Source organism: Streptomyces sp. NPDC006368 (assembly GCF_040612535.1).
In the GTDB taxonomy this organism is placed as follows: Bacteria; Actinomycetota; Actinomycetes; order Streptomycetales; family Streptomycetaceae; genus Streptomyces.
Map to the genome: position 1 here is coordinate 193,792 of NZ_JBEXQK010000003.1, position 25,265 is coordinate 219,056.

26 protein-coding genes and 1 pseudogene are annotated in these 25,265 nt (G+C 72.0%); 17 read left to right on the top strand and 10 right to left on the bottom strand.

Going from position 1 to position 25,265, the window contains the following annotated elements; all coding sequences use genetic code 11:
* The first annotated feature begins 41 nt into the window (after window positions 1-41).
* Window positions 42-1,118 carry an amidohydrolase gene (locus ABZZ38_RS04375; protein ID WP_356735599.1) on the top strand — a complete coding sequence of 359 codons (1,077 nt, stop codon included), beginning with the start codon at window positions 42-44 and terminating at the stop codon, window positions 1,116-1,118.
* Here the strand turns inward: ABZZ38_RS04375 and ABZZ38_RS04380 are convergent.
* Genes ABZZ38_RS04380 through ABZZ38_RS04390 form a run of 3 tightly spaced genes read right to left on the bottom strand, consistent with a single transcriptional unit; the run spans window position 1,115 to window position 3,830 of the window.
* Window positions 1,115-2,086 carry a COX15/CtaA family protein gene (locus ABZZ38_RS04380; protein ID WP_356735601.1) on the bottom strand — a complete coding sequence of 324 codons (972 nt, stop codon included), beginning with the start codon at window positions 2,084-2,086 and terminating at the stop codon, window positions 1,115-1,117. The two genes, ABZZ38_RS04375 and ABZZ38_RS04380, sit on opposite strands and share 4 nt — an antisense overlap.
* 53 nt (window positions 2,087-2,139) lie before the next feature.
* Entirely contained in the window at window positions 2,140-2,907 is a 768-nt protein-coding gene (locus tag ABZZ38_RS04385; RefSeq protein ID WP_356735603.1) for an ABC transporter permease, read from the bottom strand.
* Window positions 2,904-3,830, bottom strand: a complete 927-nt coding sequence (locus ABZZ38_RS04390) for an ABC transporter ATP-binding protein (protein ID WP_356735605.1) — start codon at window positions 3,828-3,830, stop codon at window positions 2,904-2,906. The genes ABZZ38_RS04385 and ABZZ38_RS04390 overlap by 4 nt, the downstream gene beginning before the upstream one ends.
* Window positions 3,831-4,134: 304 nt before the next feature.
* On the opposite strand from ABZZ38_RS04390, the gene ABZZ38_RS04395 reads away from it, so the two are divergent.
* The 9 genes and pseudogenes from ABZZ38_RS04395 to ABZZ38_RS04435 all read left to right on the top strand — a co-directional run.
* Entirely contained in the window at window positions 4,135-4,863 is a 729-nt protein-coding gene (locus tag ABZZ38_RS04395) for an ArsR family transcriptional regulator (protein WP_356735607.1), read from the top strand.
* Window positions 4,860-6,275, top strand: a complete 1,416-nt coding sequence (gene sufB, locus ABZZ38_RS04400) for a Fe-S cluster assembly protein SufB (protein ID WP_356735609.1) — start codon at window positions 4,860-4,862, stop codon at window positions 6,273-6,275. Before ABZZ38_RS04395 ends, sufB begins: the two co-directional genes overlap by 4 nt.
* Before the next feature lie 217 nt (window positions 6,276-6,492).
* A complete protein-coding gene (gene sufD / locus ABZZ38_RS04405) occupies window positions 6,493-7,674 on the top strand; it encodes a Fe-S cluster assembly protein SufD (RefSeq protein WP_356735611.1) in 1,182 nt (393 codons plus the stop codon).
* Entirely contained in the window at window positions 7,674-7,991 is a 318-nt protein-coding gene (locus ABZZ38_RS04410; protein ID WP_356735613.1) for a non-heme iron oxygenase ferredoxin subunit, read from the top strand. Before sufD ends, ABZZ38_RS04410 begins: the two co-directional genes overlap by 1 nt.
* Window positions 7,992-7,998: 7 nt before the next feature.
* A complete protein-coding gene (gene sufC / locus ABZZ38_RS04415) occupies window positions 7,999-8,763 on the top strand; it encodes a Fe-S cluster assembly ATPase SufC (protein ID WP_356735615.1) in 765 nt (254 codons plus the stop codon).
* Window positions 8,760-10,016 (top strand): cysteine desulfurase, encoded by a 1,257-nt coding sequence (locus ABZZ38_RS04420; protein ID WP_356735617.1) that lies wholly within the window; start codon window positions 8,760-8,762, stop codon window positions 10,014-10,016. The genes sufC and ABZZ38_RS04420 overlap by 4 nt, the downstream gene beginning before the upstream one ends.
* An 8-nt stretch (window positions 10,017-10,024) precedes the next feature.
* Window positions 10,025-10,489 (top strand): Fe-S cluster assembly sulfur transfer protein SufU, encoded by a 465-nt coding sequence (gene sufU / locus ABZZ38_RS04425; protein ID WP_356735619.1) that lies wholly within the window; start codon window positions 10,025-10,027, stop codon window positions 10,487-10,489.
* Complete coding sequence (locus ABZZ38_RS04430) at window positions 10,486-10,824, top strand: metal-sulfur cluster assembly factor (protein ID WP_356735621.1); 339 nt, start codon at window positions 10,486-10,488, stop codon at window positions 10,822-10,824. The genes sufU and ABZZ38_RS04430 overlap by 4 nt, the downstream gene beginning before the upstream one ends.
* Window positions 10,825-10,877: 53 nt before the next feature.
* A pseudogene (locus tag ABZZ38_RS04435) lies at window positions 10,878-11,129 on the top strand (VOC family protein); the annotation flags it as partial.
* A 109-nt stretch (window positions 11,130-11,238) separates the two neighbouring features.
* On the opposite strand, the gene ABZZ38_RS04440 reads toward ABZZ38_RS04435, so the two are convergent.
* Window positions 11,239-11,478: a hypothetical protein gene (locus ABZZ38_RS04440; protein ID WP_356735623.1), complete on the bottom strand. Its 240-nt coding sequence runs from the start codon at window positions 11,476-11,478 to the stop codon at window positions 11,239-11,241.
* Window positions 11,479-11,599: 121 nt separating this feature from the next.
* Here ABZZ38_RS04440 and dapD point away from each other — a divergent pair, with 121 nt between their 5' ends.
* Both dapD and ABZZ38_RS04450 read left to right on the top strand, forming a co-directional pair.
* Window positions 11,600-12,583, top strand: a complete 984-nt coding sequence (gene dapD, locus ABZZ38_RS04445; protein WP_356735625.1) for a 2,3,4,5-tetrahydropyridine-2,6-dicarboxylate N-succinyltransferase — start codon at window positions 11,600-11,602, stop codon at window positions 12,581-12,583.
* A 139-nt stretch (window positions 12,584-12,722) separates the two neighbouring features.
* Window positions 12,723-12,941: a hypothetical protein gene (locus ABZZ38_RS04450; RefSeq protein ID WP_356735627.1), complete on the top strand. Its 219-nt coding sequence runs from the start codon at window positions 12,723-12,725 to the stop codon at window positions 12,939-12,941.
* Here the strand turns inward: ABZZ38_RS04450 and dapA are convergent.
* Window positions 12,923-13,819, bottom strand: coding sequence for a 4-hydroxy-tetrahydrodipicolinate synthase (gene dapA / locus ABZZ38_RS04455; RefSeq protein ID WP_356735629.1), 897 nt, complete (start codon window positions 13,817-13,819; stop codon window positions 12,923-12,925). The genes ABZZ38_RS04450 and dapA overlap by 19 nt on opposite strands.
* Before the next feature lie 146 nt (window positions 13,820-13,965).
* Between dapA and ABZZ38_RS04460 the strand changes: the two genes are divergently transcribed.
* From ABZZ38_RS04460 to ABZZ38_RS04470, 3 genes are read left to right on the top strand one after another with little or no spacing between them, the layout of a single operon-like run.
* Window positions 13,966-14,355, top strand: coding sequence for a phage holin family protein (locus ABZZ38_RS04460; protein ID WP_356735631.1), 390 nt, complete (start codon window positions 13,966-13,968; stop codon window positions 14,353-14,355).
* Entirely contained in the window at window positions 14,352-14,609 is a 258-nt protein-coding gene (locus tag ABZZ38_RS04465; RefSeq protein ID WP_356735633.1) for a DUF3618 domain-containing protein, read from the top strand. The genes ABZZ38_RS04460 and ABZZ38_RS04465 overlap by 4 nt, the downstream gene beginning before the upstream one ends.
* Window positions 14,610-14,617: 8 nt before the next feature.
* Window positions 14,618-14,899, top strand: a complete 282-nt coding sequence (locus tag ABZZ38_RS04470) for a DUF4235 domain-containing protein (protein WP_356735635.1) — start codon at window positions 14,618-14,620, stop codon at window positions 14,897-14,899.
* Between the two features lie 206 nt (window positions 14,900-15,105).
* Here the strand turns inward: ABZZ38_RS04470 and ABZZ38_RS04475 are convergent, their stop codons facing one another.
* Window positions 15,106-16,995, bottom strand: coding sequence for an endonuclease/exonuclease/phosphatase family protein (locus ABZZ38_RS04475; protein ID WP_356735637.1), 1,890 nt, complete (start codon window positions 16,993-16,995; stop codon window positions 15,106-15,108).
* A 201-nt stretch (window positions 16,996-17,196) separates the two neighbouring features.
* Here ABZZ38_RS04475 and ABZZ38_RS04480 point away from each other — a divergent pair, with 201 nt between their 5' ends.
* Window positions 17,197-18,666, top strand: coding sequence for a hypothetical protein (locus tag ABZZ38_RS04480; protein ID WP_356735639.1), 1,470 nt, complete (start codon window positions 17,197-17,199; stop codon window positions 18,664-18,666).
* Between the two features lie 261 nt (window positions 18,667-18,927).
* On the opposite strand, the gene ABZZ38_RS04485 is transcribed toward ABZZ38_RS04480, so the two are convergent.
* The gene (locus ABZZ38_RS04485) at window positions 18,928-19,575 is read right to left on the bottom strand and encodes a PAS domain-containing protein (protein WP_356735641.1); all 648 of its coding nucleotides are present in this window, start codon (window positions 19,573-19,575) and stop codon (window positions 18,928-18,930) included.
* A 64-nt stretch (window positions 19,576-19,639) separates the two neighbouring features.
* Between ABZZ38_RS04485 and ABZZ38_RS04490 the strand changes: the two genes are divergently transcribed.
* Window positions 19,640-22,771 carry a cytochrome P450 gene (locus ABZZ38_RS04490; protein WP_356735643.1) on the top strand — a complete coding sequence of 1,044 codons (3,132 nt, stop codon included), beginning with the start codon at window positions 19,640-19,642 and terminating at the stop codon, window positions 22,769-22,771.
* Between the two features lie 36 nt (window positions 22,772-22,807).
* On the opposite strand, the gene ABZZ38_RS04495 is transcribed toward ABZZ38_RS04490, so the two are convergent.
* The 3 genes from ABZZ38_RS04495 to ABZZ38_RS04505 are packed head-to-tail and all read right to left on the bottom strand — an operon-like array spanning window position 22,808 to window position 25,159.
* Window positions 22,808-24,025: a TerD family protein gene (locus ABZZ38_RS04495; RefSeq protein ID WP_356735645.1), complete on the bottom strand. Its 1,218-nt coding sequence runs from the start codon at window positions 24,023-24,025 to the stop codon at window positions 22,808-22,810.
* Between the two features lie 35 nt (window positions 24,026-24,060).
* Window positions 24,061-24,291 (bottom strand): DUF4213 domain-containing protein, encoded by a 231-nt coding sequence (locus ABZZ38_RS04500; RefSeq protein ID WP_356735647.1) that lies wholly within the window; start codon window positions 24,289-24,291, stop codon window positions 24,061-24,063.
* 58 nt (window positions 24,292-24,349) lie between these two features.
* On the bottom strand, window positions 24,350-25,159 hold the full coding sequence (locus ABZZ38_RS04505) for an NAD(P)-dependent oxidoreductase (RefSeq protein ID WP_356735649.1): 810 nt from the start codon (window positions 25,157-25,159) through the stop codon (window positions 24,350-24,352).
* Window positions 25,160-25,265: the final 106 nt, after the last annotated feature.

Below are 25,265 nucleotides of genomic sequence, written 5' to 3' on the forward strand. Positions count from 1 at the left end.
TAGGACCTGTGAAGGACCATCCATCGCAGGGAGCCCCCGCAATGATCGACCCCCCGACGCTGGTGGATCAGTACTGCCACGGGGTGCTCCGCACCGAGCTGGGCCTGGGCACGTTCGAGGCACACCTCGGCAGGACCACCGGGCCGCCCGCGTCCGGCACCACGTTCTTCGACACCCAGACCGGCTTCGCGGTACGGCGCTGGTGCCCGCCGCTCCTCGGACTGGAGCCGCACTGCCCGCCCGCGCGCTACCTGGCTCGCCGCCGCGAGCTGGGTGTCCTGGAGTCGGGTCGCCGGCTCCTGCGCGCGACCGGGATCTCGACCTATCTGGTGGACACCGGGCTGCCCGGCGACGTCACCGGCCCGGGTGAGCTCGCCGCCGCCGGTGACGCCGAGGCGCATGAGATCGTCCGCCTCGAACTCCTCGCCGAACAGGTCGCCGACACCTCCGGCACGGTCGACGCGCTCCTGGCCAACCTCGCCGAGGCCGTGCACGGCGCGGCCGTCTCCGCCGTCGCCTTCGCCTCCGTCGCCGCGGTGCGGCGCGGTCTCGCCCTCGCACCCGACCCGCCGGGCCCCGGTGAGGTGCGCGGCGCTGCCGGCCGCTGGCTGGCGGGGCGCCGCGCCGGCGACCGGCTCACCGATCCCGTCCTGCTGCGGCACCTGCTGTGGATCGCCGTGTCGTCCGGCCGCCCGCTCCAGCTGTACGTCGGCGCCGACGACCCGATACGGCTCGGCGACTTCGCGGCGGCCACCAGCGGGCTCGGCACCGACCTGGTGCTGCTGCACGGCTACCCGCACCACCGCCAGGCCGCCCACCTGACGAGCCTCTTCCCCCATGTGTACGCCGACCTGGGCGCCCTCGCGCGGACCGGGGCGCGGGCGACCGCCGTGCTCGCGGAGACCCTGGAGCCGGCGCCGTTCGGCAAGCTGCTGTTCTCCAGCGGTGCCCGCGGCCTGCCCGAGCTGCACGTGGTCGGCGCTCGGGTGTTCCACGAGGCCCTCGGAAGGGTCCTCACCGACTGGGTGCGCGACGGCGCCTGGTCCCGTACGGACGCGCAGCGCGTCGCCGACATGATCGCGGCGGGCAACGCCCGGCGGGTGTACGGGCTCGCTTAGGTGGTGGCGAGCGCCGCGTCCGGCTCCTGGGCCGGCAGCTCCGGCGTGGTGTCCGGCCGTTCGCGCAGGCTCAGCGCCAGGCGCAGCACGGCGATCCACATCAACGAGGAGCCCAGCATGTGCAGGCCCACCAGCACCTCGGGGACCCCGGTGAAGTACTGCACGTATCCGATGCCGCCCTGCGCGAGCAGGACCAGCAGCAGGTCGCGGGCGCGCGCCCGGGTGTCGTCCGGGGCGTCCACCACGCGCAGGACGAAGAACATCGCGACCGCCAGCGCGCACACCGCCCAGGCGAGGAGCGCGTGGATCTGGGCGACGGACGTGTAGTCGAACGGCATGCGCGGTACGTCGCTGCTGTCACCGGCGTGCTTGCCGGAACCCGTCACCGTCGTACCCGCCGCCACCAGCAGCCCGGCGACGACCACCAGCGTCCAGCCCAGCCTCCGCACCGGCCCCGGCACGCGCGGGCGCGCCGCGCCGTCGCCCTCGCCGGTGCGAATCCAGGTGACCGTGACCACCGTGAGCAGCGCGTTGGCGGCCAGGAAGTGGATGGCCACGGTCCACGGGTTGAGCTCCAGCCGCACCGTGATGCCGCCGATGACGGCGTTCAGCGCCACGATCCAGAACTGGAGCCAGCCCAGTCGGCTCAGCTCCCGCCGCCACGGCTTGGCGGACCGTGCCGCGATGATCACCCAGCCGACCGCCGCGGACACCACGTACGTCAGCATCCGGTTGCCGAACTCGATCGCGCCGTGGATGCCCTGTTCGGAGGTGGTGAACAGGCTGTCGTCCGTGCACTTGGGCCAGGTGTCGCAGCCGAGACCGGAACCGGTCAGCCGGACGGCGCCGCCCGTCACGATGATGACGACGGTCATGACGACGGCGGAGAGCGCGGCGCGCCGGATCGTCCTGGGTGAGGGCGTCCAGCGCCGGGCGATGTGGGCGAGGGGGGTCAACACGGACTCCATCGTAGGCGGGCGCTTGTGCACGGATTCACGAGGGGTGCGGAACGGACACGCCGTCACTCCCAGCGGAAGAACTTCGCCGCCGCGCCCAGCCCGAGCACCGCCCACGCCGCGAGGATCCCGGCCGCGCCCCAGGGCATCGACGCGCCACCCCGGAGCACGTCCCGCAGCCCGTCGGAGAGCGCGGAGATGGGCAGCAGCTCCAGCACCGGGCGCGCGGCGTCCGGGAACTTCTCCAGCGGGACGATCACCCCGCCGCCCACGAGGAGCAGCAGGAAGACCAGGTTGGCGGCGGCCAGGGTCGCCTCGGCCCTGAGCGTCCCGGCCATCAGCAGACCCAGCCCGGAGAAGGCCGCCGTGCCGAGGACGAGCAGCAGGACCACGGACAGCGGATTGCCCTGCGGCGACCAGCCGAGGGCGAGCGCGATGACCGTCAGCAGGGCGATCTGCAGCACCTCGGTGACCAGCACCGACAGCGTCTTCGCCGTCATCAGCGCCCAGCGCGGCAGCGGCGAGGCGCCGAGCCGTTTGAGGACCCCGTACCGCCGCTCGAAGCCGGTCGCGATGGCCTGGCCGGTGAAGGCCGTCGACATCACGGCGAGGGCGAGGACGCCCGGTGCCAGGAAGTCGACGGCCCTGCCGCTCCCCGTGTCGACGATGTCGACCGTCGAGAACAGGACGAGGAGGAGCGAGGGAATGACGACCGTCAGCAGCAGCTGTTCGCCGTTGCGCAGCAGCATCCTCGTCTCGAGGGCGGCCTGGGCCGCGATCATCCGTCCGACCGGCGCCGCGCCGGGCTCGGGGGTGTAGGTCCCGGCGCTCATGAGCGCAGCTCCTTGCCGGTCAGCGTGAGGAAGACGTCTTCGAGGCTGTGCCGCTCGACCGAGATGCGGTCGGGCATCACTCCGTGCTGGGCGCACCAGGTGGTGACGGTGGCCAGCAGCTGCGGGTCGACCGTGCCGCTGATCCGGTACGTGCCGGGCGCCGGCTCCGCCGCGGCGGTGCCGTCCGGGAGCGCCTTGAGCAGGGAGCCGAGGTCGAGTCCCGGGCGGCCGGAGAAGCGCAGGGTGTTCTCGGCGCCGCCCCGGCACAGCTCCTCGGTGCTGCCCTGGGCGACGACCCGGCCCGCGTCGATGATCGCTATGTCGTCGGCGAGCGCCTCGGCCTCGTCCATGAAGTGGGTCGTCAGGACGGTGGTGACCCCGTCCGCGCGCAGTTCGCGCACCAGCTCCCAGGTGGAGCGGCGGGCCTGCGGGTCGAGGCCGGCGGTCGGCTCGTCCAGGAAGAGCAGCTCGGGCCGTCCCACGACGGCCATGGCGAGGGCGAGCCGCTGCTGCTGCCCACCGGAGAGCCGGCGGTACGTCGTCCGGCCGCAGGAGCCGAGTCCGAGTCGCTCGATCAGCGCGTCCACGTCGAGCGGGTGGGCGTGCAGCCTGGCCATGTGGCGGAGCATCTCGTCGGCGCGGGCGCCGGAGTAGACGCCGCCGGACTGGAGCATCACGCCGATGCGCGGGCGCAGCCGGGCGGCGTCGGCGACCGGGTCGAGGCCGAGGACGCGCACGCTGCCGGCGTCGGCGCGGCGGTAGCCCTCGCAGGTCTCCACGGTGGTGGTCTTGCCGGCTCCGTTGGGCCCGAGGACGGCGGTGACCGTGCCGGCGCGGACGTCGAGGTCGAGGCCGTCGACGGCGGTCTTGGTCCCGTACCGCTTGACGAGGCCCTGGACCTGTACGACGGACTCGTATCGCATGCCGGAAGTCTAAAGAGCCCGCACCGGGAGTTTTCCCCCGCCCGGCCCTGCCGGAAAATCGGATGGCCCATCGGGCGGCTCGCGGCATCAGCGCCGTGGCCCGGGTCACCCGGCCGGGGTGCGGGGCCGGTGGGGCTCCTGGGCGTGAAAGACCCGGTCAGAGGCGGCGCGGGGGTGTCCGGAAGAGACCCCGGCTCTGATCGTTTCCGCAGGTCAGGTTAGGTATCCCTTAGTGACGTACGGCACCGTACGCCCGTCCGGACCTCGCTTGTCAGGGTCTGAGGAATTACGCAACAATGGCGTTGTGAAAAACGTCGGCAAGGTCCACGAGGCTCCAGCGGAGGAGCTCGCGACCGGGGAGCGCTCCACGCGCAACCGGATCGCGCGGTCCATCCTGGATCACGGACCCTCCACGGTGACCGAGCTGGCGCGGCGACTCGGCCTCACCCAGGCCGCCGTCCGGCGCCATCTCGACGCCCTCGTCGCCGACGACGTGGTCGCGCCGCGCGAGCAGCGCGTCTACGGCGCCCGTACCCGCGGCCGGCCGGCCAAGGTGTTCGCCCTGACGGACTGCGGCCGGGACGCCTTCGACCAGTCGTACGACGCGCTCGCCGTCGACGCCCTGCGCTGGATCGAGCGGAACGCGGGAGGGGAAGCCGCCGTCGCGGCCTTCGCCCGGGACCGGATCGAGGCCCAGGCCGAGACGTACCGCGAGGCGGTCGAGGCCGCCGCGCCCGAGGAGCGCGCCGAGGCGCTCGCCAAGGCGCTGAGCGCCGACGGGTACGCTGCGACGGCGCGCAACGCGCCGGTCGGACAGCAGCTGTGCCAGCACCACTGCCCGGTGGCCCACGTCGCCGAGCAGTATCCGCAGCTGTGCGAGGCGGAGACCGAGGTCTTCGGCCGTCTGCTCGGAACCCATGTGCAACGGCTGGCGACGATCGCGCACGGCGACGGCGTGTGCACCACGTACATTCCGCACACCACATCATCTGCATCTGCATCCGCAAGCACGGCCGGGAGGAACCCCGCATGACCACCGAGATCAGCCACCCCGAGCTCGAGGGCCTGGGTCGGTACGAGTACGGCTGGGCCGACCCGGACGCCGCCGGTGCCTCCGCCAAGCGCGGTCTCTCCGAGGACGTCGTCCGGGACATCTCCGGGAAGAAGAACGAGCCCGAGTGGATGCTGAAGCTGCGGCTGAAGGGTCTGCGCCTCTTCGACAAGAAGCCCATGCCGAGCTGGGGCTCCGACCTGTCGGGCATCGACTTCGACAACATCAAGTACTTCGTCCGCTCCACGGAGAAGCAGGCCGCCTCCTGGGAGGACCTGCCCGAGGACATCAAGAACACCTACGACAAGCTGGGCATCCCCGAGGCGGAGAAGCAGCGCCTCGTCGCCGGTGTCGCCGCGCAGTACGAGTCCGAGGTGGTCTACCACCAGATCAACGAGGAGCTCGAAAAGCAGGGTGTCATCTTCATGGACACCGACACCGCGCTGAAGGAGCACCCCGAGCTCTTCCAGGAGTACTTCGGCACCGTCATCCCGGTCGGCGACAACAAGTTCGCGTCGCTGAACTCGGCCGTGTGGTCCGGCGGCTCGTTCATCTACGTGCCCAAGGGTGTCCACGTCGACATCCCGCTCCAGGCGTACTTCCGTATCAACACGGAGAACATGGGCCAGTTCGAGCGGACGCTGATCATCGTCGACGAGGACGCCTACGTCCACTACGTCGAGGGCTGCACCGCCCCGATCTACTCCTCGGACTCGCTGCACAGCGCCGTGGTCGAGATCATCGTCAAGAAGGGCGCGCGCTGCCGTTACACGACCATCCAGAACTGGTCGAACAACGTCTACAACCTGGTCACCAAGCGCGCCGTGGCCTACGAGGGCGCGACCATGGAGTGGGTCGACGGCAACATCGGCTCCAAGGTGACGATGAAGTACCCGGCCGTCTACCTGATGGGCGAGCACGCCAAGGGCGAGACCCTGTCCATCGCCTTCGCGGGCGAGGGCCAGCACCAGGACGCCGGCGCCAAGATGGTCCACATGGCCCCGAACACCTCCTCCAACATCGTCTCCAAGTCGGTGGCGCGAGGCGGCGGCCGGACCTCCTACCGCGGTCTCATCGAGATCGGCGAGGGCGCCCCGGGCTCCAAGTCGAACGTGCTGTGCGACGCGCTGCTGGTCGACACCATCTCCCGGTCGGACACCTACCCGTACGTCGACGTCCGCGAGGACGACGTGTCCATGGGGCACGAGGCGACCGTCTCCAAGGTCTCCGAGGACCAGCTCTTCTACCTGATGAGCCGCGGTCTGTCGGAGGACGAGGCCATGGCGATGATCGTGCGCGGCTTCGTCGAGCCGATCGCCAAGGAGCTGCCCATGGAGTACGCGCTGGAGCTCAACCGGCTGATCGAGCTGCAGATGGAAGGCGCGGTGGGCTAGGTCGTGTCTTCGAAGCCCCGTCTGCCCGCCCTGCGGGCGGACGACGCCACTCGAAGACACTCCCCGGGGGCACGCCCCCTGACGCCCGGCCGTATCGATCACGTCCCCCGGCTCACCCCGGTGAGCCAGTGAGCGGCCCGCGGGACGACCGGCCACCACCGGCCGTCCCGCGGGCGGCGAACGCACCGAAACGCAGAAAGCGAGCAGACCGACAGCCATGGCTGAGGCTCAGAATCTCCCGGCGGGCTCCACCACCGCCGGCTCCATCGCGGTGGCCGCCGAGTCCACCGTCGCCACCCGCATGAGCGCCCCCCCGTCCTTCGACGTCGCGGACTTCCCCGTCCCGCACGGCCGGGAGGAGGAGTGGCGGTTCACGCCGCTGGAGCGGCTCCGCGGTCTGCACGACGGCACCGCGATCGCGACCGGCGACGGCGTACGCGTCGAGGTGGAGGCGCCCGAGGGCGTCACCGTCGAGACCGTCGGCCGCGACGACGAGCGGCTCGGCAAGGCCGGCACCCCGGTGGACCGGGTCGCCGCCCAGGCGTACTCCGCCTTCGAGAAGGCCTCGGTCGTCACCGTGCCCAAGGAGACCGTGCTCACCGAGCCGGTCCGGATCTCCGTGCACGGCCAGGGCGGCACCGCCTTCGGCCACCAGGTCATCGAGCTCGGCGCGTTCGCCGAGGCCGTCGTGGTCATCGACCACACCGGCGACGCGGTGCTCGCCGCCAACGTCGACTACGTCCTCGGCGACGGCGCCAGGCTCACCGTCGTGTCCATCCAGGACTGGGACGAGAAGGCCGTCCACGTCGCCCAGCACAACGCGCTGATCGGCCGGGACGCCTCCTTCAAGTCCGTCGTCGTCACCTTCGGCGGCGACCTCGTCCGCCTCCACCCGCGCGTCAGCTACGCGGGCCCCGGCGGCACGGCCGAGCTGTTCGGCCTGTACTTCACCGAGCAGGGGCAGCACCAGGAGCACCGCCTCCTCGTCGACCACAACACCCCGCACTGCACGTCGAACGTCGCGTACAAGGGCGCCCTCCAGGGCGACGGCGCGCACGCCGTGTGGATCGGTGACGTCCTCATCCAGGCCGCGGCCGAGGGCACCGACACCTACGAGATGAACCGCAACCTGGTTCTGACCGACGGCGCCCGCGTCGACTCCGTGCCCAACCTGGAGATCGAGACCGGCGAGATCGCCGGCGCCGGACACGCCTCGGCCACCGGCCGCTTCGACGACGAGCAGCTCTTCTACCTGATGGCCCGCGGCATCCCCGAGATCGAGGCCCGCCGCCTCGTCGTCCGCGGCTTCTTCGCCGAGCTCGTCCAGCAGATCGGTCTGCCGGACGTCGAGGAGCGCCTCATCGCCAGGATCGAGGCCGAGCTGGAGGCGTCCCTCTGATGGCCTTCGTCCGAGCCTGTGGGCTGAGCGAGCTGGAGCAGGACACCCCGAAGCGGGTGGAACTCGACGGCACGCCCATCTCCATCGTCCACACCGAGGGGGAGGTGTTCGCGATCCACGACATCTGCTCGCACGCGAACGTCTCGCTGTCGGAGGGTGAGGTCGAGGACTGTCAGATCGAGTGCTGGCTGCACGGGTCGGCCTTCGACCTCCGCACCGGCAAGCCGTCCGGCCTCCCCGCGACGCGCCCCGTCCCCGTATACCCCGTAAAGATCGAAGGGGACGATGTGCTCGTCTCCGTCACCCAGGAGTCCTGAGTCACCCATGGCAACGCTTGAAATCCGCGACCTGCACGTCTCCGTCGAGGCCGACAACGCCACGAAGGAGATCCTCAAGGGCGTCGACCTGACCGTGAAGCAGGGCGAGACCCACGCCATCATGGGCCCCAACGGCTCCGGCAAGTCGACGCTCGCGTACTCGCTCGCGGGTCACCCCAAGTACACGATCACCAGCGGCACCGTCACCCTCGACGGCGAGGACGTCCTGGAGATGTCCGTCGACGAGCGCGCCCGCGCCGGCCTCTTCCTGGCGATGCAGTACCCGGTCGAGGTCCCGGGCGTCTCGGTGAGCAACTTCCTGCGCACCTCCGCCACCGCCATCCGCGGCGAGGCCCCCAAGCTGCGTACCTGGGTGAAGGAGGTCAAGGAGGCCATGGAGCGCCTCAACATGGACCCCGCCTTCGCCGAGCGCAACGTCAACGAGGGCTTCTCCGGCGGTGAGAAGAAGCGCCACGAGATCCTCCAGCTGGAGCTCCTCAAGCCGAAGGTCGCGATCCTCGACGAGACCGACTCCGGTCTGGACGTCGACGCGCTGCGCATCGTCTCCGAGGGCGTCAACCGCGTCCGCGAGACGGGCGAGGTCGGCACCCTGCTGATCACGCACTACACGCGCATCCTGCGCTACATCAAGCCCGACCACGTCCACGTCTTCTCCGGCGGCCGGATCGTGGAGTCGGGCGGCCCCGAGCTCGCCGACAAGCTGGAGAACGAGGGGTACGAGTCGTACACGAAGGGTGGCGCATCCGCGTGACACAGCTGCCGGGCCTTCTCGACACCGAGGCGATCCGCAAGGACTTCCCGATCCTCGACCGGGTGCTCCACGACGGCAAGAAGCTCGTGTACCTGGACAACGCGGCGACCTCGCAGACCCCGCGCCAGGTCATCGACGTGCTCAGTGAGTACTACGAACAGCACAACGCCAACGTGCACCGCGGCGTGCATGTGCTGGCCGAGGAGGCCACGGCGCTGTACGAGGGCGCGCGCGACAAGGTCGCCGCGTTCATCAACGCGCCCAGCCGCAACGAGGTGATCTTCACCAAGAACGCCTCGGAGTCGCTCAACCTCGTGGCCAACATGCTCGGCTGGGCCGACGAGCCCTACCGGGTCGACCGTGAGACCGAGATCGTCATCACGGAGATGGAGCACCACTCCAACATCGTCCCGTGGCAGCTGCTGTCGCAGCGCACCGGCGCGAAGCTGAAGTGGTTCGGGCTGACCGACGACGGCCGGCTGGACCTCTCCCGCATCGAGGAGATCATCACCGAGAAGACGAAGATCGTCTCCTTCACGCTGGTCTCCAACATCATGGGCACGGTCAACCCGGTCGAGGCGATAGTCCGCCGCGCCCAGGACGTCGGCGCCCTCGTGCTGATCGACGCGTCGCAGGCCGCCCCGCACATGGTGCTGGACGTTCAGGCCCTCCAGGCGGACTTCGTGGCCTTCACCGGCCACAAGATGTGCGGCCCGACCGGCATCGGCGTGCTCTGGGGCCGCCAGGAGCTGCTGGAGGACCTCCCGCCGTTCCTCGGCGGCGGCGAGATGATCGAGACCGTGTCGATGAGCTCGTCGACGTACGCCCCGGCCCCGCACAAGTTCGAGGCGGGTACGCCCCCGATCGCGCAGGCCGTGGGGCTCGGCGCGGCCGTGGACTACCTCTCCGCGATCGGCATGGACAAGATCGCCGCGCATGAGCACGCGATCACCGAATACGCCCTCCAGCGCTTGCGGGACGTCCCCGACCTGCGGATCATCGGTCCGGTGACGGCCGAGGACCGCGGGGCGGCGATCTCCTTCGTACTCGGCGACATCCACCCGCACGACGTGGGCCAGGTCCTCGACGAGCAGGGCATCGCCGTCCGGGTCGGTCACCACTGCGCGCGGCCGGTCTGCCTGCGGTACGGAATTCCTGCGACCACGCGGGCGTCGTTCTATCTGTACTCCACGCCGGCCGAGGTCGACGCCTTGGTCGACGGCCTGGAGCACGTCCGGAACTTCTTCGGCTAGGAGCGGGTGTGAAGCTGGATTCGATGTACCAGGACGTCATCCTGGACCACTACAAGCACCCGCACGGGCGGGGCTTGCGGGACGGCGACGCCGAGGTGCACCACGTCAACCCGACGTGCGGCGACGAGATCACGCTGCGCGTGAAGTACGACGGCTCGCGGATCGAGGACGTGTCGTACGAGGGCCAGGGCTGCTCCATCAGCCAGGCGTCGGCGTCCGTCCTGAACGAACTCCTCGTCGGCAAGGAACTCGCCGAGGCGCAGAAGATCCAGGCCACCTTCCTGGAACTGATGCAGTCGAAAGGCAGGATCGAGCCGGACGACGCGATGGAGGAGGTGCTGGAGGACGCGGTCGCGTTCGCCGGTGTCTCCAAGTACCCGGCCCGGGTGAAGTGCGCCCTGCTCAGCTGGATGGCATGGAAGGACGCGACGGCCCAGGCGATGGGTGACGGCGCGGAGAGGGAGACGGCATGAGCGAGAACGAGACCGCCCTGATGAAGCCGGCGTCCGAGGAGGAGGTCCGCGAGGCGCTGTACGACGTCGTCGACCCCGAGCTGGGTATCGACGTCGTCAACCTCGGCCTCATCTACGGCATCCACATCGACGACTCGAACGTCGCGACCCTGGACATGACGCTGACGTCGGCGGCCTGCCCGCTGACGGACGTGATCGAGGACCAGGCGAAGGCCGCGACGGACGGCATCGTCAGGGAACTCAGGATCAACTGGGTCTGGATGCCGCCGTGGGGCCCGGACAAGATCACGGACGACGGCCGCGAGCAGCTGCGCGCGCTCGGCTTCAACGTCTGACGCACCCGGGATTCCGGCTGCGACGGCCATGCCTGCCAGGCACACTGGCGGGCATGGCCGTCTCTCTGTACCGGATCGCGATCGACGCCCACGACGGCCCTCGCCCGGTTCTGGCCGCGGGTCCTCGACGGGAAGATCGTCCACGAGGGCCCAGAGGAGATCGTCATCGACGCCGACGCGCACGCGATGCCGGGGACGGTCTTCCTCCCGTGCCCGAGGGGAAGACCGTCAAGAACCGGCTGCACCTCGACCACGGGGAGGACGTCACCTGGGTGGTGCCGGCCGACCCCGAGGGCAACGAGTTTCCGCGTACTGCGGCCCAGGACATCGCTCATCGGGTGACGGTCGCCGCCTCGGCGAGGGGCGGAGCCAGGCCCTCCGTGCGGATGCGCTGGTCGATGTGGAGCAGGCTCGTCACGAGCTGCGGGCCGCCGTCAGGATCTGGCCGATCAGCTGGGCGAGCAGGGTGAACGCGAGCAGCGTGACGACCAGCGCCAGGGCGGTGCCGCTGTCCGCCTCGCCGGTCGACAGCGCCGGGCCGGGCAGCAGGTTCAGCAGCGAGAACGGCAGCCGGACGACGTAGCCCGCCACGACGGCCATCAGCCACGTCAGCAGCGTGATGCCGAACACGCGCCACCAGGCGCCGCGCACCATGGACACGCCATACGGCCCCGACCTGTGCGCTCGTCCGGGAAGAGGGGGCGGGCCGCCCGCCCGGCGTTCGGCGAATGAGACCGGTTCGCCTGAGCCGGGGAGCGGCGGTTAGGTTTCCTGCATGACTTCTGCACCTCGCACCACCGGCGCCGTCGCCGCCGGCCTCGCCACCATCGCCGGCGACGGCACCGTACTCGACACCTGGTTCCCCGCGCCCGAGCTCACCGAGCAGCCCGGGCCGGCCGGGACCGAGCGGCTCACCCCCGACGAGGCCGTGAACCTCCTCGGCGCGGGCGCCGCCACGGCCGTCGGCGTCGACGCCCGCCGGGGCGTCGAGGTCGTCGCCGTACGCACCGTCATCGCCTCCCTGGACGAGAAGCCGCTCGACGCGCACGACGCGTACCTGCGTCTGCACCTGCTCAGCCACCGGCTCGTCAAGCCGCACGGGCAGAACCTCGACGGGATCTTCGGGCTGCTCGCCAACGTCGCCTGGACCTCCCTCGGCCCGGTCGCCGTCGACGACATCGAGAAGGTCCGCCTCAACGCGCGCGCCGAGGGCCTGCACCTCCAGGTCACCAGCATCGACAAGTTCCCGCGCATGACGGACTACGTCGTCCCCAAGGGCGTCCGCATCGCCGACGCCGACCGGGTGCGGCTCGGCGCGCACCTCGGCGCCGGCACCACCGTCATGCACGAGGGCTTCGTCAACTTCAACGCCGGCACCCTCGGCACCTCCATGGTCGAGGGCCGTATCTCCGCGGGCGTCGTCATCGGCGACGGCTCCGACATCGGCGGCGGCGCCTCCACCATGGGCACCCTCTCCGGCGGCGGCAACGTCATCATCTCCATCGGCGAGCGCTGCCTGGTCGGCGCCGAAGCCGGCGTCGGTATCGCACTCGGCGACGAGTGCGTCGTCGAAGCGGGACTGTACGTCACGGCGGGTACGCGGGTGACGATGCCGGACGGACAGATCGTCAAGGCCCGCGAGCTGTCCGGCGCCTCGAACATCCTCTTCCGCCGCAACTCGGTCACCGGCACCGTCGAGGCCCGCCCGAACAACGCGGTGTGGGGCGGGCTCAACGACATCCTGCACAGCCACAACTGAGCAGCGGTCTCACCGCCGGCCGCAGCAGCCACCGAGCCGCGTCGCTGATTCGTGTGAACACCCGTGACCTCTCCGTCCGCGGGACGGATAAGCAGGTCGGCGTAGATCACACGAATCGGCGACACGAGGGACGGCTGATATGAAGACCGCCACCAGGACCGGCAGGCTGATCGTTTCCGGGGTGCTCGCGCTCGTGGCTCTGCTGCACTGCGGCGCCGCGCACGCCGACGAGTCCCACAGCGGCTCCGAGAACGGCCACCACATCACGCTGCTCTCCATCGGGCAGGTCGACGACCCGATGGAGGACGTGCTGGAGCACGTCTCGATCCTCGGCAGCAATCAGGTGACCGGCTCCTGAAGCAGTTCCTCGTACGCGGCTCGCAGCCCGTCGACCACCTCCCGGCCGGCGGGCTGCAGCGGTTCCCGGACCGGGCCCGCGTCCAGCAGCGCCTTGACCGTCACCGTTCCCGGCAGGCCGGACGCCATCATCAACTCCGCCAGTGGCAGCAGCCGCTGATTGAGCCGGGCGGCCCGCGCGGTGTCGCCCGCGTCGAACGCGTCCAGCACCGCCCGCACCTGGCGCGGCGCCACATTGGCCACCGTACTGATGAACCCGGCTCCGCCGACCGCGTACAGCGGCAGGTTCATCTCCTCGCAGCCCGAGTAGTACGCGAGCGACGTGCGGGCGAGCACCTTGGTGGAGCCCATCAGGTCGTACGCGCAGTCCTTCACCGCCACAACGCGCGGGTGCGCCGACAGCCGCAGCACCGTCGCGGGTTCGATACGGGTGCCCGTGCGCCCCGGGATGTCGTACAGCGCCAGCGGCAGCCCCGTCGCGTCCGCCACCCGCCGGAAGTGCGCCTCGACCGCCTCCTGCGGCGGGCGGCTGTAGTAGGGCGGCACCACCAGCAGGCCGTCCGCTCCCGCGGCCTCCGCCTGACGGGCCAGCTCGACCGTGTGGCGGGTGTCCGCCGTGCCCACGCCCGCGACGATCACCGCGCTCGCGCCGATCGCGTCGCGGACGGCCCGTACCAGCGCGGCCTTCTCGGCGTCCGTCGTCGTCGGCGACTCGCCGGTCGTACCGTTCAGGACGAGTCCGTCGCAACCCTCCGCGACCAGGTCGACGGCCAGCTTCCGGGCCCGGTCGAGGTCCACGTCCTCCCCGGACGGGGTGAAGGGCGTGACCATCGCGCACAGGGCGCGGCCGAAGGGGGGAGTGGTGGTGGAGTGTGTCATGGCCGCAGTCTCGGGCGGCGCACCGGCGGAGGTCCACTTAGTTCTGCTGGGGACCCAGGGCAAGCGCTGCTGAACAGTCCGTAGGGATAGGTCGCGGCCGACGCGGGTACCCGGACCTCCCCGTACGAGATGGGAGGCGATCCACCGTGGCCGGAGAACCGTCGGTCGGCGAGCTGGTGAAGCAGGCGTCGGAACAGCTCTCCGACCTGGTCAAGGCCGAGATGCGCACCGCGCAGGCCGAGATGATGCAGAAGGGCAAACGGGCCGGCAAGGGAGGCGGGCTGCTGGGAGCCGCCGCCGCCGTCGGCTATGTCGGCCTGATCGGCGTGTGGGCCACCGTGGCCGCTCTGCTGGCGCTGGCCCTCGACGTATGGGCGGCCGTGCTCATCGCGACCGTGCTGTTCCTCGCGGTGGCGGGGCTGCTGGCCGTCCTGGGACGCAAGCAGCTCAAGAGCGCGGTGCCCCCCAAGCCCGAGCGGGCGATCGACGGGGTGCGTTCGGACGTCCACGAGATCAAGGAGAGGGTCCACCGATGACACGGGAGACGTCCCGGACCCCGGGGCCGGATGAGCTCCGCCTCCAGGCGGCACGCAAACGGGAGGAGCTGGGCGAGACCATCGACCAGCTGATGGCCAGGACGGATGTGAAGGCACGCGCCGCCCGCCTGGTGCACGACAAGACTCCGGAACAGGTCCGCAGCAACCCGAAGCCCTTCATCGCCGCCGTCGCCACGGTGGTGGTCGCGGGGATCGTGCTGTGGCAGCTGCGGCGCAGCGGAAAGTGGGGATGAGGACGGGGATGGCCGACCAGAAGAAGCGCAAGAAGCAGAAACTTTTCTACCGGCCCGTGGGTATGCTCCTCGGCCTCGCGAGCGGCGCCGTGGCCAGCACGCTGTTCGCGCGCGCCTGGGCGCTGATCGGCGACGGGGACGCCCCTGACGCGATGGACGAGGAACGGGAGTGGAAGGAGATCCTGCTGGCCGCGGCCGTGCAGGGAGCGATCTTCGCGGCGGTCAAGGCGGCGGTGGACCGCGGTGGCGCCGTCGGCGTCCGCCGCCTGACGGGTACCTGGCCGGGCTGACCGAGCCGGGCCCGCCCGGCCGGTTCGGCCCTTCGGCCCCGTCGCCCCGGTGGGCGGCGGGGCTGCCGCCCGTTGACGGACCTCAAGCGGACCTGTCTCCATGAGGGGTGCCTCACCGCACCACAGGGGGGCGGTGCAAAAACGACCGCGTGCTGCGGTACGCGCCCGCGCTGAGCCCATGCGCGGGCGCGTGACCTCACCGCCGGTTACGGGCGGAAGCGCAGCACCTGCGGGTCGTGGTCGCTGTTCTGGTCCGCGAACTCCGCGTTGATGTGGACGCTGTCGTACTCGAAGTGACGGATCGACGGGCTGGTCAGGATCTGGTCCAGCACCTGGCTGTTGCCCTGGTAGACGTACGAGTAGCGCTCGTCGCGCGGCAGGGACAGGACGGCCGGGTACAGCGCCCCGCCGTCCGCCAGCGCCTGCGTGGTCGCCGAGAACTCGAAGTCGTTGATGTCCCCGAGGACGACGACGTCGGCGGTGCGCTGCACCTGGAGGATGTCCTTCACGAAGGTGTTGACGGTCTGCGCCTGCTGGAGGCGCTTGGTCTCGGAGGAACGGTTCGGCGGCTGGTGGTGCGAGACCAGCGACTCGTCGCCGCCCTTCGATCCGAAGTGGTTCGCGATCACGAAGACCGTGCGCCCGCGGAAGGTGAACTCGCCCGCGAGCGGCTTGCGGCTGTTGTCCCAGGCGGCATTCGCCGGGTCGATCCGGCCGGGGGAGTGGGTCAGGGCGGCCCGGCCCTTCTCCCGTACGACACCGGTCGCCGTGGCCGCGTCGCCGCCCGCGCGGTCCGTGAAGGACACGCGGTCGGGGTTGAAGAGGAACACCTGGCGGATGTTGCCGCCCGGCTCGCCGCCGTCCTTGTTGTTGACCGGGTCGATGGTGCGCCACTCGTAGGCGGGGCCGCCCGCGGCGGTGATCGCGTCCGTGAACTTCTTCAGCGTCTGGTCGGCGGCGACCGTACCGTCGTTCCTGGCGCCGTTGTTGTCCTGGATCTCCTCCAGGGCGACGATGTCCGGCGAGGCCAGGTTGTCCACGACGGCCTTCGCGAGCGCGTCGAACTTCTCCTGCGGGTCGGACGGGTCGAGGTTCTCGACGTTGTACGTCGCCACCGCCAGCTCGCCCGGGCGCTGCGCCTCGGTGACCTCGCGCTCCAGGCCCTGGTCGGCGACCGTGCCGAGGGTGCGCGCGGTGAGGGTGTAACCGCCGAACTGGTTGAAGTCCAGCGGGCCCTCGGTCGTGCCGGTCAGCCAGTCGCCGACGTTCGCCTTGGGGAACGGCTGCTGGGAGAGCGGGGTCAGCGACTGGATCTGCAGGCGCCCGGTGTTCTGGGAGGTGTACGAGCCGTAGACCGCGCCGCCGCGGCGGTTGGCGTTCTCGTGCGGCTTCACCGTGACCCACAGTTCGGCGTGCGGGTCGGTCGCGCCGACGACGCGGGAGGAGCCGATGCGGACGTTCGCGCCCTCCAGGGACTCGTAGTAGTCCAGGGCGTAGGTGCGGGGCTGGAGGGTGCGGCCGTTGATCGAACCGCCCGCGGCCGGGTCGCCCTCGGGGGCGTACGCGGAGGGCACGGAGCGGGCCGAGACGACGGTGGCCGTGGGGAGCGGGTTGCCCGAGGAGACCACCGTGACGGTGGGCTTGGAGATCTGGGTGAGGGACTGGTTCCCGGAGGACGTGCCACCCGGGATGTACTCCGTGACCGTGCCGGAGACGGTGACCGCGTCACCGACGGCGACGGTCGGGGCGGAACCGGTGTAGACGAACAGCCCCTCGCTGGTGGCCGGGTCGTCGTCGGCCTGCGGGTCCTGGAACCAGAAGCCCTTCGAGCCGTAGGTGCGGACGCCGGTGACGACGCCCGGGACGCCGGTGACCTGGCGGCCGGCGAGCGGGGATATACGGGTGGAGCCCTGGATGTCGTGAATGCGCGTCGTGTTCGACGCCGTGGTCGCCACGTCCGACGCCTGGTCCGTCGAGGTGTCCGTCGCGGTGGAGGCGGAGGCGGATCCGGTGAGCAGGCCGGCGGCCAGCGCGGCGGCCACGACGGCGGAGACGGCGGCAGCTCTGTGCGCGGTTCTCGGCAGGGGAGAAGGCATGGAAAGGCTCCGATGACGGTGGGAGGTGAGGGGTGAGATCGGGGTAAGAGATCTACGCGCGTCAATGTCTTGTGTGTGACCGGCACTTGTCAAGGGGTGACGGGTGGACGGGGGTTGACCGGTACATGAACCACCGGACATACCCCCAAATGCGTCTACGCTGGGGGCCGCCCGGCCCCCAGCCCCGAGGAGAGATCCCTGATGTCGTCAGACCGCCCCACCCTGCCGCCGGTACGGCTGCCCTCGGACGCGGAGCTGGCGCGCGACGCGCTCGCCGCCCCGCTGCTGGCCCGGGCCGTCCGGCTCGCCCGCTGGGCGGGGCCCGGGACGCGGGTCGGCGCCGGGGGCGAGCTCGTCGAGGAGCTGCTGCCCGCCGCCGCCGAGGCGCTCGGGCTCGCGGCGGACGAGGACGGCGCCGCGTACGCGAGCGAGGCGTGGCGGATCGCCGTCGACACCGGACTCGTGGAGGTCGAGGACCCGGCGGACGGCGACGACGACGGCGACGACGGCACCGCCGCTGCGGGGCACAACCTGCCGCTCGTGACGGGCGGTGCGCCGCAGGACGTCCTGGCGCTCTGGCTGGACGGCCTGGAGACCGTCTTCGCGGACGCGACCGCGCCGCTGCTCGACGACCTCGCCGACGCCATCGGCGAGAACGGCGAGATCGACCTCGACGCGCTCGACTGGGACCCCGAGCGGGAGGCCGACTTCCTCGACGGCGTCCTCGGCAACCTGTACCTGCTGACCGTCTCCGCGAGCGACGTGGGCGAAGGGGCGGGCCCGGGCGCGGTCCCGCTGCCCGCGCTCGCCGCGTCCATGATCGTCCCGGACGACATGGGCGAACCGACCGACGACATCCTGGAGCAGGTGTCGGAGGCCATGATGCGGCTGGACGACCAGTTCCGGGTCCTGGAGCCCATCGGGCTCGTCGAGTACACGCCGGTCGACGAGGCGCTGATGGCCGAGGAGGGCGACGCGGACGCCGCCGCGGCCGGCGACGACGAGGACGTGTCGAGGTACGGGCTGGTGAAGCTCACCCCGCTCGGGCTGTACGGCGTCCGCGCGCGGCTGCTGGAGGCCGGGGTGGACGCGCCGGCCGTCGGCGACCTGGCGGACAAGGGAGCGGACGCCCTGCTGGAGGGCGTCGCGCACTTCCCCGAGGCGTCGGCGCGGGCCGAGACCGCCCAGTGGCTGGCCCGCCGCGAACCGGTCGCCGCGGCGCGCGAGTTGCTCGCCGCGGCGAAGGGCGCCGACGCCGGCTCGCCGCTGCGCCGTCTGCGCTGCCAGCAGGCGCTCACGCTGGCCGGCGCCGAGGCGGAACCCGCGGTACGCGACGTGCTGGACGACCCGGAACTGGGCGGCCTGGCCCGCGTCTGGCTCGCGGAACGGGGCGCGGCGGACGTCCCGGTGCCACCGGAGTCGATGATCTTCTGGCTGGCCATCGACACGATCGCCGCCCAGCTGGACGCGGAGGGCGAACTGGAGGAGCTCCAGGACCTCGTGGAGGGCCTGACGGGCCAGCACAGCGGGTTCTTCGACGCGGCGTGGCGGGTGGAACACCCGGCGACGCCGGAGGTGCTGGAGGCGATGGGGCGGCTGCACCGGGACAAGCGGGTGGCGAAGGCGGCCCGGAAGGCCGCGTTCAAGGCCCGCTCGCGGTCGGGCGGCTGACGGTCCCCTCGCGGGGGCCACGGGGCCTGGGGGCGCTGGGGCCCGGGGCGTGGGCGGTGGTCAGTCCTCTGTCCCGCCCCTCCCCGGAACCGGGGGCCGGCGCGCCCGGGGCCTCGCCGCGCGGTGCGTGTGGGGCCGGCGGGCGGGGGGGGTGTGCCGCGCCCGGCCCTGACCCGGGCCGGGGGCTTCCCCGCCTTGTCCGGCGCGGCCGAGGCCCCGGTCGCGCGCACCGGCCCCCCCCGAGAGGCCGGTGGCGGCGCGTCACCCCGCCGCCGGGGGCCAGGTGTCGGGGGCCAGTACGCCGAGGACGTACGCGCGGGCGACCAGCGCCGTACGGTTCGGAACGCCCCAGCGGCGGGACAGCCGGGTCAGGTGGTAGTTGACGCCGTCCACGGTGAGGCCGACGGAGCGGGCGATCCGTTCGGTCGTGGCGCCGCCCGCGGCCAGGGCGAGGATCCGCTTCTCCACCGGGGTCACCTGCGCGGCCGGGCGGCCGGGCGGCTCCGGGCGGTCACCGAGCACCTTCAGCAGCACCAGCAGCCACAGCGGGGCCTGCGCCGAGTCGCTGACGGTGTCGGCGGTCAGCTCCCCGTACCGCTCCCGGCCGTCCGGCGCCGTCCAGTGCACGCGCATCGGGTAGCGGGAGCGGTGGCCCCGCCGGACGGCCTCCACGATGCGGTGGACCTGCTCCGCCGAGCTGGGGTGGAACAGCTCCAGCACGTTCCGCCCCGGCAGCCGGCCCGGGCTCGTGCCCCACTCCGCCGCCATGGCAGGGTTGGCCAGCAGCACCAGCCCGTCCGTCCGGCACACCGCGACCGGCACCGGCACCCGGTCGAAGACGAGCAGCGCCCGGTTGCGCCAGTCGACGAGGTCACCGCTCTCGAGAATGTCCTGCGGCCTGCCGTGCATGGGACTACAGAATCATGTAGAAGACGCGCGAAGGCGGGCGGGTGCCCGGGGCGACGCTGAGGGCATGAGGAACGACACCCCCGTACCCGTCGTGGACATCCCCGTACCCGTCGTCGACATCTCCGCGACCGGAGTGACAGCCACCCCCCTCCAGCAGGTCATGGACCTCCTGCGCACCCACGGCCCCGTGATCCGGCGCCGGTTGCACGGCCGTGACACTCTTTTCGTCAGCGATCCCGACCTGGTGGCCGAGCTGTGCGACGAGGAACGGTTCGCCAAGTACGTCGGCCCCGCGCTGGAGAACGTCCGCGAGTTCGCGCGGGACGGCCTGTTCACGGCGTACAACGACGAGCCCAACTGGGCCAGGGCGCACGGTGTGCTGATGCCCGCCTTCGCACTCGGCTCGATGCGCACGTACCACCCGGTGATGCTCCGCGTCGCCCGGCGGCTGATCCGCTCCTGGGACGCGCACGCGGCCGGCGGGAGGCCTGTCGACGTCCCCGAGGACATGACGCGCATGACCCTGGACACCATCGGACTGGCCGGGTTCGGCTACGACTTCGGCTCGTTCGACGGCGGTGACCGGCCGCACCCCTTCGTCCAGGCGATGGTGCGCTGCCTGGAGTGGTCCATGAACCGCCTCGGACGCGTCCCCGGCACCGATCACGGCGAGGAGGACGAGGCGTTCCGCGGGGACGCCGCCTACCTCGCCTCCGTCGTCGACGAGGTCATCGCCGGCCGTACGGCGTCGGGGGAGCGCGGCACCGACGACCTGCTGGGGCTGATGCTGGACTCCGGCCTCGACCACGCCAACATCCGCAACCAGGTCATCACCTTCCTGATCGCGGGCCACGAGACCACGTCCGGCGCCCTGTCCTTCGCGCTGTACCACCTCACCAAGCACCCGGGTGAACTGCGCGCCGTACAGCGCGAGGTCGACGAACTGTGGGGTGACACGGCGGATCCCGAGCCGTCGTTCGAGGAGGTCGGCCTGCTGCGCCGCACCCGGCAGGTGCTGAACGAGGCGCTGCGGCTGTGGCCGACGGCCGCCGCGTTCAGCCGCCACGCGCGCGTGGACACCGTCCTCGGCGGCCGGATCCCGATGCGTGCCGGTGAGGCGGCCACCGTCGTCGTCCCGATGCTGCACCGCGCCGCGGGCGTCTGGGGCGACAACCCGGAGCTCTTCGACCCGTCCCGGTTCGACCCGGAGGCCGAGGCGGCCCGTCCCGGTCACGCGTACAAGCCCTTCGGTACGGGTGAACGCGCCTGCATCGGACGGCAGTTCGCGCTGCACGAGGCGACCATGCTGCTGGCCATGCTGGTGCACCGCTACCGGCCCGTCGACCACGCCGACTACCGGCTGCGCGTGAAGGAGACGCTCACGCTCAAGCCGGCGGGCTTCACACTGACGCTCCTGCCGCGTACGGAGCGGTTCGCCCGCCCCGCGCGGGCGGCCGTCGCCGAGGAGGGCGGGGTGCGCGGCGGGGCGTCGCGCGTGCGGCCCGGCACGGGGCTGCTGGTGCTGCACGGCAGCAACTACGGCACCTGCCGGGGCTTCGCCGAGGACCTGGCGGGCGCGGCGGACGGCATCGGCTGCGAGACGGCGGTGGCGCCGCTGGACGCGTACGCGGGCGGCCTGCCGGCCGACCGGCCCGTGGTGATCGTCGCCGCCTCGTACAACGGCCGTCCGACCGATGACGCGGCGGCGTTCGTGGAGTGGCTGGGCAAGGCGGAGGCGGGCGCCGCGGACGGGGTCCCGTACGCCGTGCTCGGTGTCGGCGACCGCACCTGGGCCGCCACCTACCAGCGTGTCCCCACGCTCCTCGACGAGCGGCTCGCCGGGCTCGGCGGCGCCCGGCTCATGCCCCGCGGTCAGGCGGACGCGTCCGGGGACCTGGGCGGGGCGGTACGGGCGTTCACGAACGGGCTCCTGGGAAAGCTGCTGGAGCGGTACGGCGACCCCGCCTCGGTGGGGGAGAGGGGCACGGCGGCGCACACCGTCAACGGCGACGGGGCCGCGTACACCGTCACCGAGCTCACCGGCGGCCCCCTGGACGCGCTCGCCGCCCGGCACGGTCTGGTGCCGATGACGGTCACCGGCAGCGCGGCGCTGACGGAACCGTCGTACGCGCGCGTGAAGCGGTTCGTACGGCTCGCGCTGCCCGAAGGGGCCGCCTACCGCACGGCCGACCACCTCGCCGTCCTCCCCGTCAACGCCCCGGCGCTCGTCGACCGCGCGGTCCGCCTGTTCGGCGCCGACCCGGACACCGTCCTGAGCGTCGTCCCCGCCCGGCCCGGACGCGCCGCCCTCGCACTGGACCGGCCCGTGACCGTACGGGAGCTGCTCGCCCACCACGTGGACCTCGGCCACCGGCCCGGCGCCGACCAGCTGGAGCGGCTCGCCGGGCTCAACCCCTGCCCGCCCGAGCAGGCCGCCCTGCGCGCCGCGCGGCCGGGCGGGGCGGGGCTGCTCGACCTGGTGGAGGCCCACCCGGCCCTGCGCGAGGTGCTGACCTGGCCGGTGCTGCTGGAACTGCTGCCGCCGATGCGGCCCCGCACCTACTCGGTCTCCTCGTCACCGGCGGTGGACCCCGGGCACGTCGACCTCATGGTGTCGCTCGGCACGGCGCCGGGCACCGGCTCGGCGTACCTGGCGTCGGTCAGGCCCGGTGACACGGTGCTGGCCCGCGTCCAGCCATGCCGGGACGCGTTCCGGATCGCGCACGGCACCGAGCCGCTGATCCTGGTCGCCGCGGGCACCGGGCTCGCGCCCTTCCGGGGGGTCATCGCCGACCGGCGCGCGCGTCTCGCCTCGGGTGCGGAACTGGGCCCCGCCCTCTGCTACTTCGGCTGCGACGCGCCCGACGCCGACTACCTGCACGCCGACGAGCTGCGGGCGGCCGAGGCGGCCGGTGCGGTGTCGATGCGTCCGGCCTTCAGCGCCGCGCCGGTCGCCGGGGCCCGGTTCGTACAGCACCGCATCGACGCCGAGTCGGCGGAGCTGTGGCGGCTGCTGCGGGCCGGCGCCCGGGTGTACGTGTGCGGCGACGCCGCCCGGATGGCGCCCGGTGTGCGGGACGCCTTCCGGACGGTGTACACGCGGCACACGACCGGCGCCGACGAGGCGGCGGCCGGGGCGTGGCTGGACGGTCTGGTCGCCGACGGCCGGTACGTGGAGGACGTGTACGCCGCCTGACGCCGGGCGGGCCGGCGCCGTGGGCCGCCCGGGTGACTACAGCGCCTGGGCGGCCGGCTTCACCATGCCCCGGACCGTCCGGGACTTGACGAACTCGCCGATCGCGGTCATCTCCCACTCGCCCGAGAACTGCTTGATGAGCTTCGCCATCATGACGCCGGTCTGCGGCTCGGCGGAGGTGAGGTCGAACCGGACGAGCTCCTCGCCGGTCGCCGCGTCCATCAGCCGGCAGTACGCCTTGGCGACCTCGGTGAACTTCTGCCCGGTGAAGGAGTTCACCGTGAAGACCAGGCCGGTCGCGTCCGCGGGCAGCCGGCCCAGGTCGACCACGATCACCTCGTCGTCGCCGGCGCCCTCGCCCGTGAGGTTGTCGCCGGAGTGCTTGACGGAGCCGTTCAGGATGGACAGCTTGCCGAAGTAGCAGCTGTCCAGGTGGTTGCGCTGGGGGCCGTACGCGATGACGGAGGCGTCGAGGTCGATGTCCTTGCCGCGGAACGCGGGCTCCCAGCCGAGGCCCATCTTGACCTGGGAGAGCAGCGGCCGGCCGCCCTTGACGAGGGAGACGGTCTGGTTCTTCTGGAGGCTGACCCGGCCCTTGTCGAGGTTGATCTTCCCGGAGGCGGCGGGTGCGGCGGGGGCCGCGGCGGCGGGCGGCGCGGGAGCCGGAGCGGCCGGAGTCGCCGGAGCGGCGGGGGCCGGGGGCGCGGTGACCGGTGGAGCGACCGGGGAGGCAGCGGCCGGGGCCGCGGGCTCCTCGTCCACCGACACACCGAAGTCCTTGGCGATGCCGGCGAGCCCGTCGGCGTACCCCTGGCCCACCGCGCGGGCCTTCCACACCCCGCCCCGCAGATAGATCTCGACCACGACGAGCGCGGTCTCGGTGCCGAGCCGCGGCGGCGTGAAGGTGGCGAGGACACCGCCGGTGCCGGCGTCGCGGATGGTCGCGGTCGGTTCGATGCCCTGGAACGTCTGCCCCGCCGCGTCCGGGCTGGCCGTGACGACGATCTTCTCGATGCCCGGCGGCACGGCGGCCGTGTCCACGATGATCGCGTCGGGGGCGGTGCCGCCGCCGGACCGGTAGGTGACACCGGGGCCGGAGGGCTGGTTGTAGAAGATGAAGTCGTCGTCGGAGCGCACCTTGCCGTCGGCGGTGAGCAGCAGGCCCGATACGTCGAGCCGCACGGGCGCGGAGACGTCCACCGCCACCCGGGCGGTGGTGAGCGGGATGTTCGAGCCGGGGGTCATAGCTGTCATGCCGGGGTAACGACCGGGACCGCTTTGCCGTTCCCTTACCTTCGGCCACTCCGGTTACGGGGGTGGTTTTGGGCCGCCCGCTCGTTGCCGTGCTTGTAGGCGCCGGTCCAGCGGGCCATCACGAGCTGGGCGTCACCGGATTCCGCTTCGGCGACGAACTTCTCCGCGCGGGGGCCGCGCAGCGTGCCGGCGGGGCGGCCCCGGTGAGTGATCCCGACGGAGCCGTCGGCGAGGCGGACGTAGGTGAATCCATGGGGGCGGGGCATGGGCGGCATCCTGCCGCCCACGGGCCCGCTCGTCACCCGGTTATCGGTGGTGCGCCCCTCAATGCGGCCACTGCGGCGGGTGGGTGGTGAAGTGGCCGCCCAGGTACGCGTGGTCCAGGTTGGCGTCGTCCAGTTCGCCCTGCTCGGCGATGAGCTTCTCGGCGTACCGCTCGGAGTCGTCCCGCGGCTCGTAGCCGAGCGCCCGGGCGGAGGACAGGTCCCACCACAGGCGGGTGTTGGCGGAGGAGCCGTACACCACGGTGTGCCGGACGTCCTCGGCGGTGAGGGCCGCGTGGAAGAGGCGGGCGCAGTCGCCGGGGCTGAGCCAGACGGACAGCATCCGCACGGACGTGGGTTCCGGGAAGCAGGAGCCGATCCGTACGGAGACGGTTTCCACCCCGTGCAGGTCCCAGTGGAGCTGGGCCAGGTCCTCGCCGAAGCACTTGGACAGGCCGTAGTACGTGTCGGGGCGCCGGGGGGTGTCGATCGGGATCAGCGGGTCGCCCGGGCGCGGGCGGGGGGTGAAGCCGACGGCGTGGTTGCTGGACGCGAGGACGATCCGGCGGACACCCTCCGCGCGGGCCGCCTCGTAGAGGTTGTACGTGCCCTCGATGTTGGCGCGCATGATCTTCTCGAAGGGGGCTTCCAGGGAGATGCCCGCCAGGTGGATGATCGCGTCGACGCCCCGTACGGCCTCGCGCAGCGCCTCCTTGTCGGCGAGGTCGGCGGTGATCGCGTCCGGCTCGCCCTCGATCGGGGCCAGGTCCAGGAGGCGGAGGTCGTATCCGTACGCGGGCAGCAGCCCCCGCATGAGGGTGCCGAGGCCGCCGGCGGCGCCGGTGAGCAGGACGGTACGGGGAGCGGGCATGGGCGGATCTCCTCGGGGAAGCGCGGCGGCTCGGATACGGGGCCAGCGGCATGGACCGCATTCACATGCGTGGACACGCTAGAGAGGTGCGGTCCCGAGCGTCAAG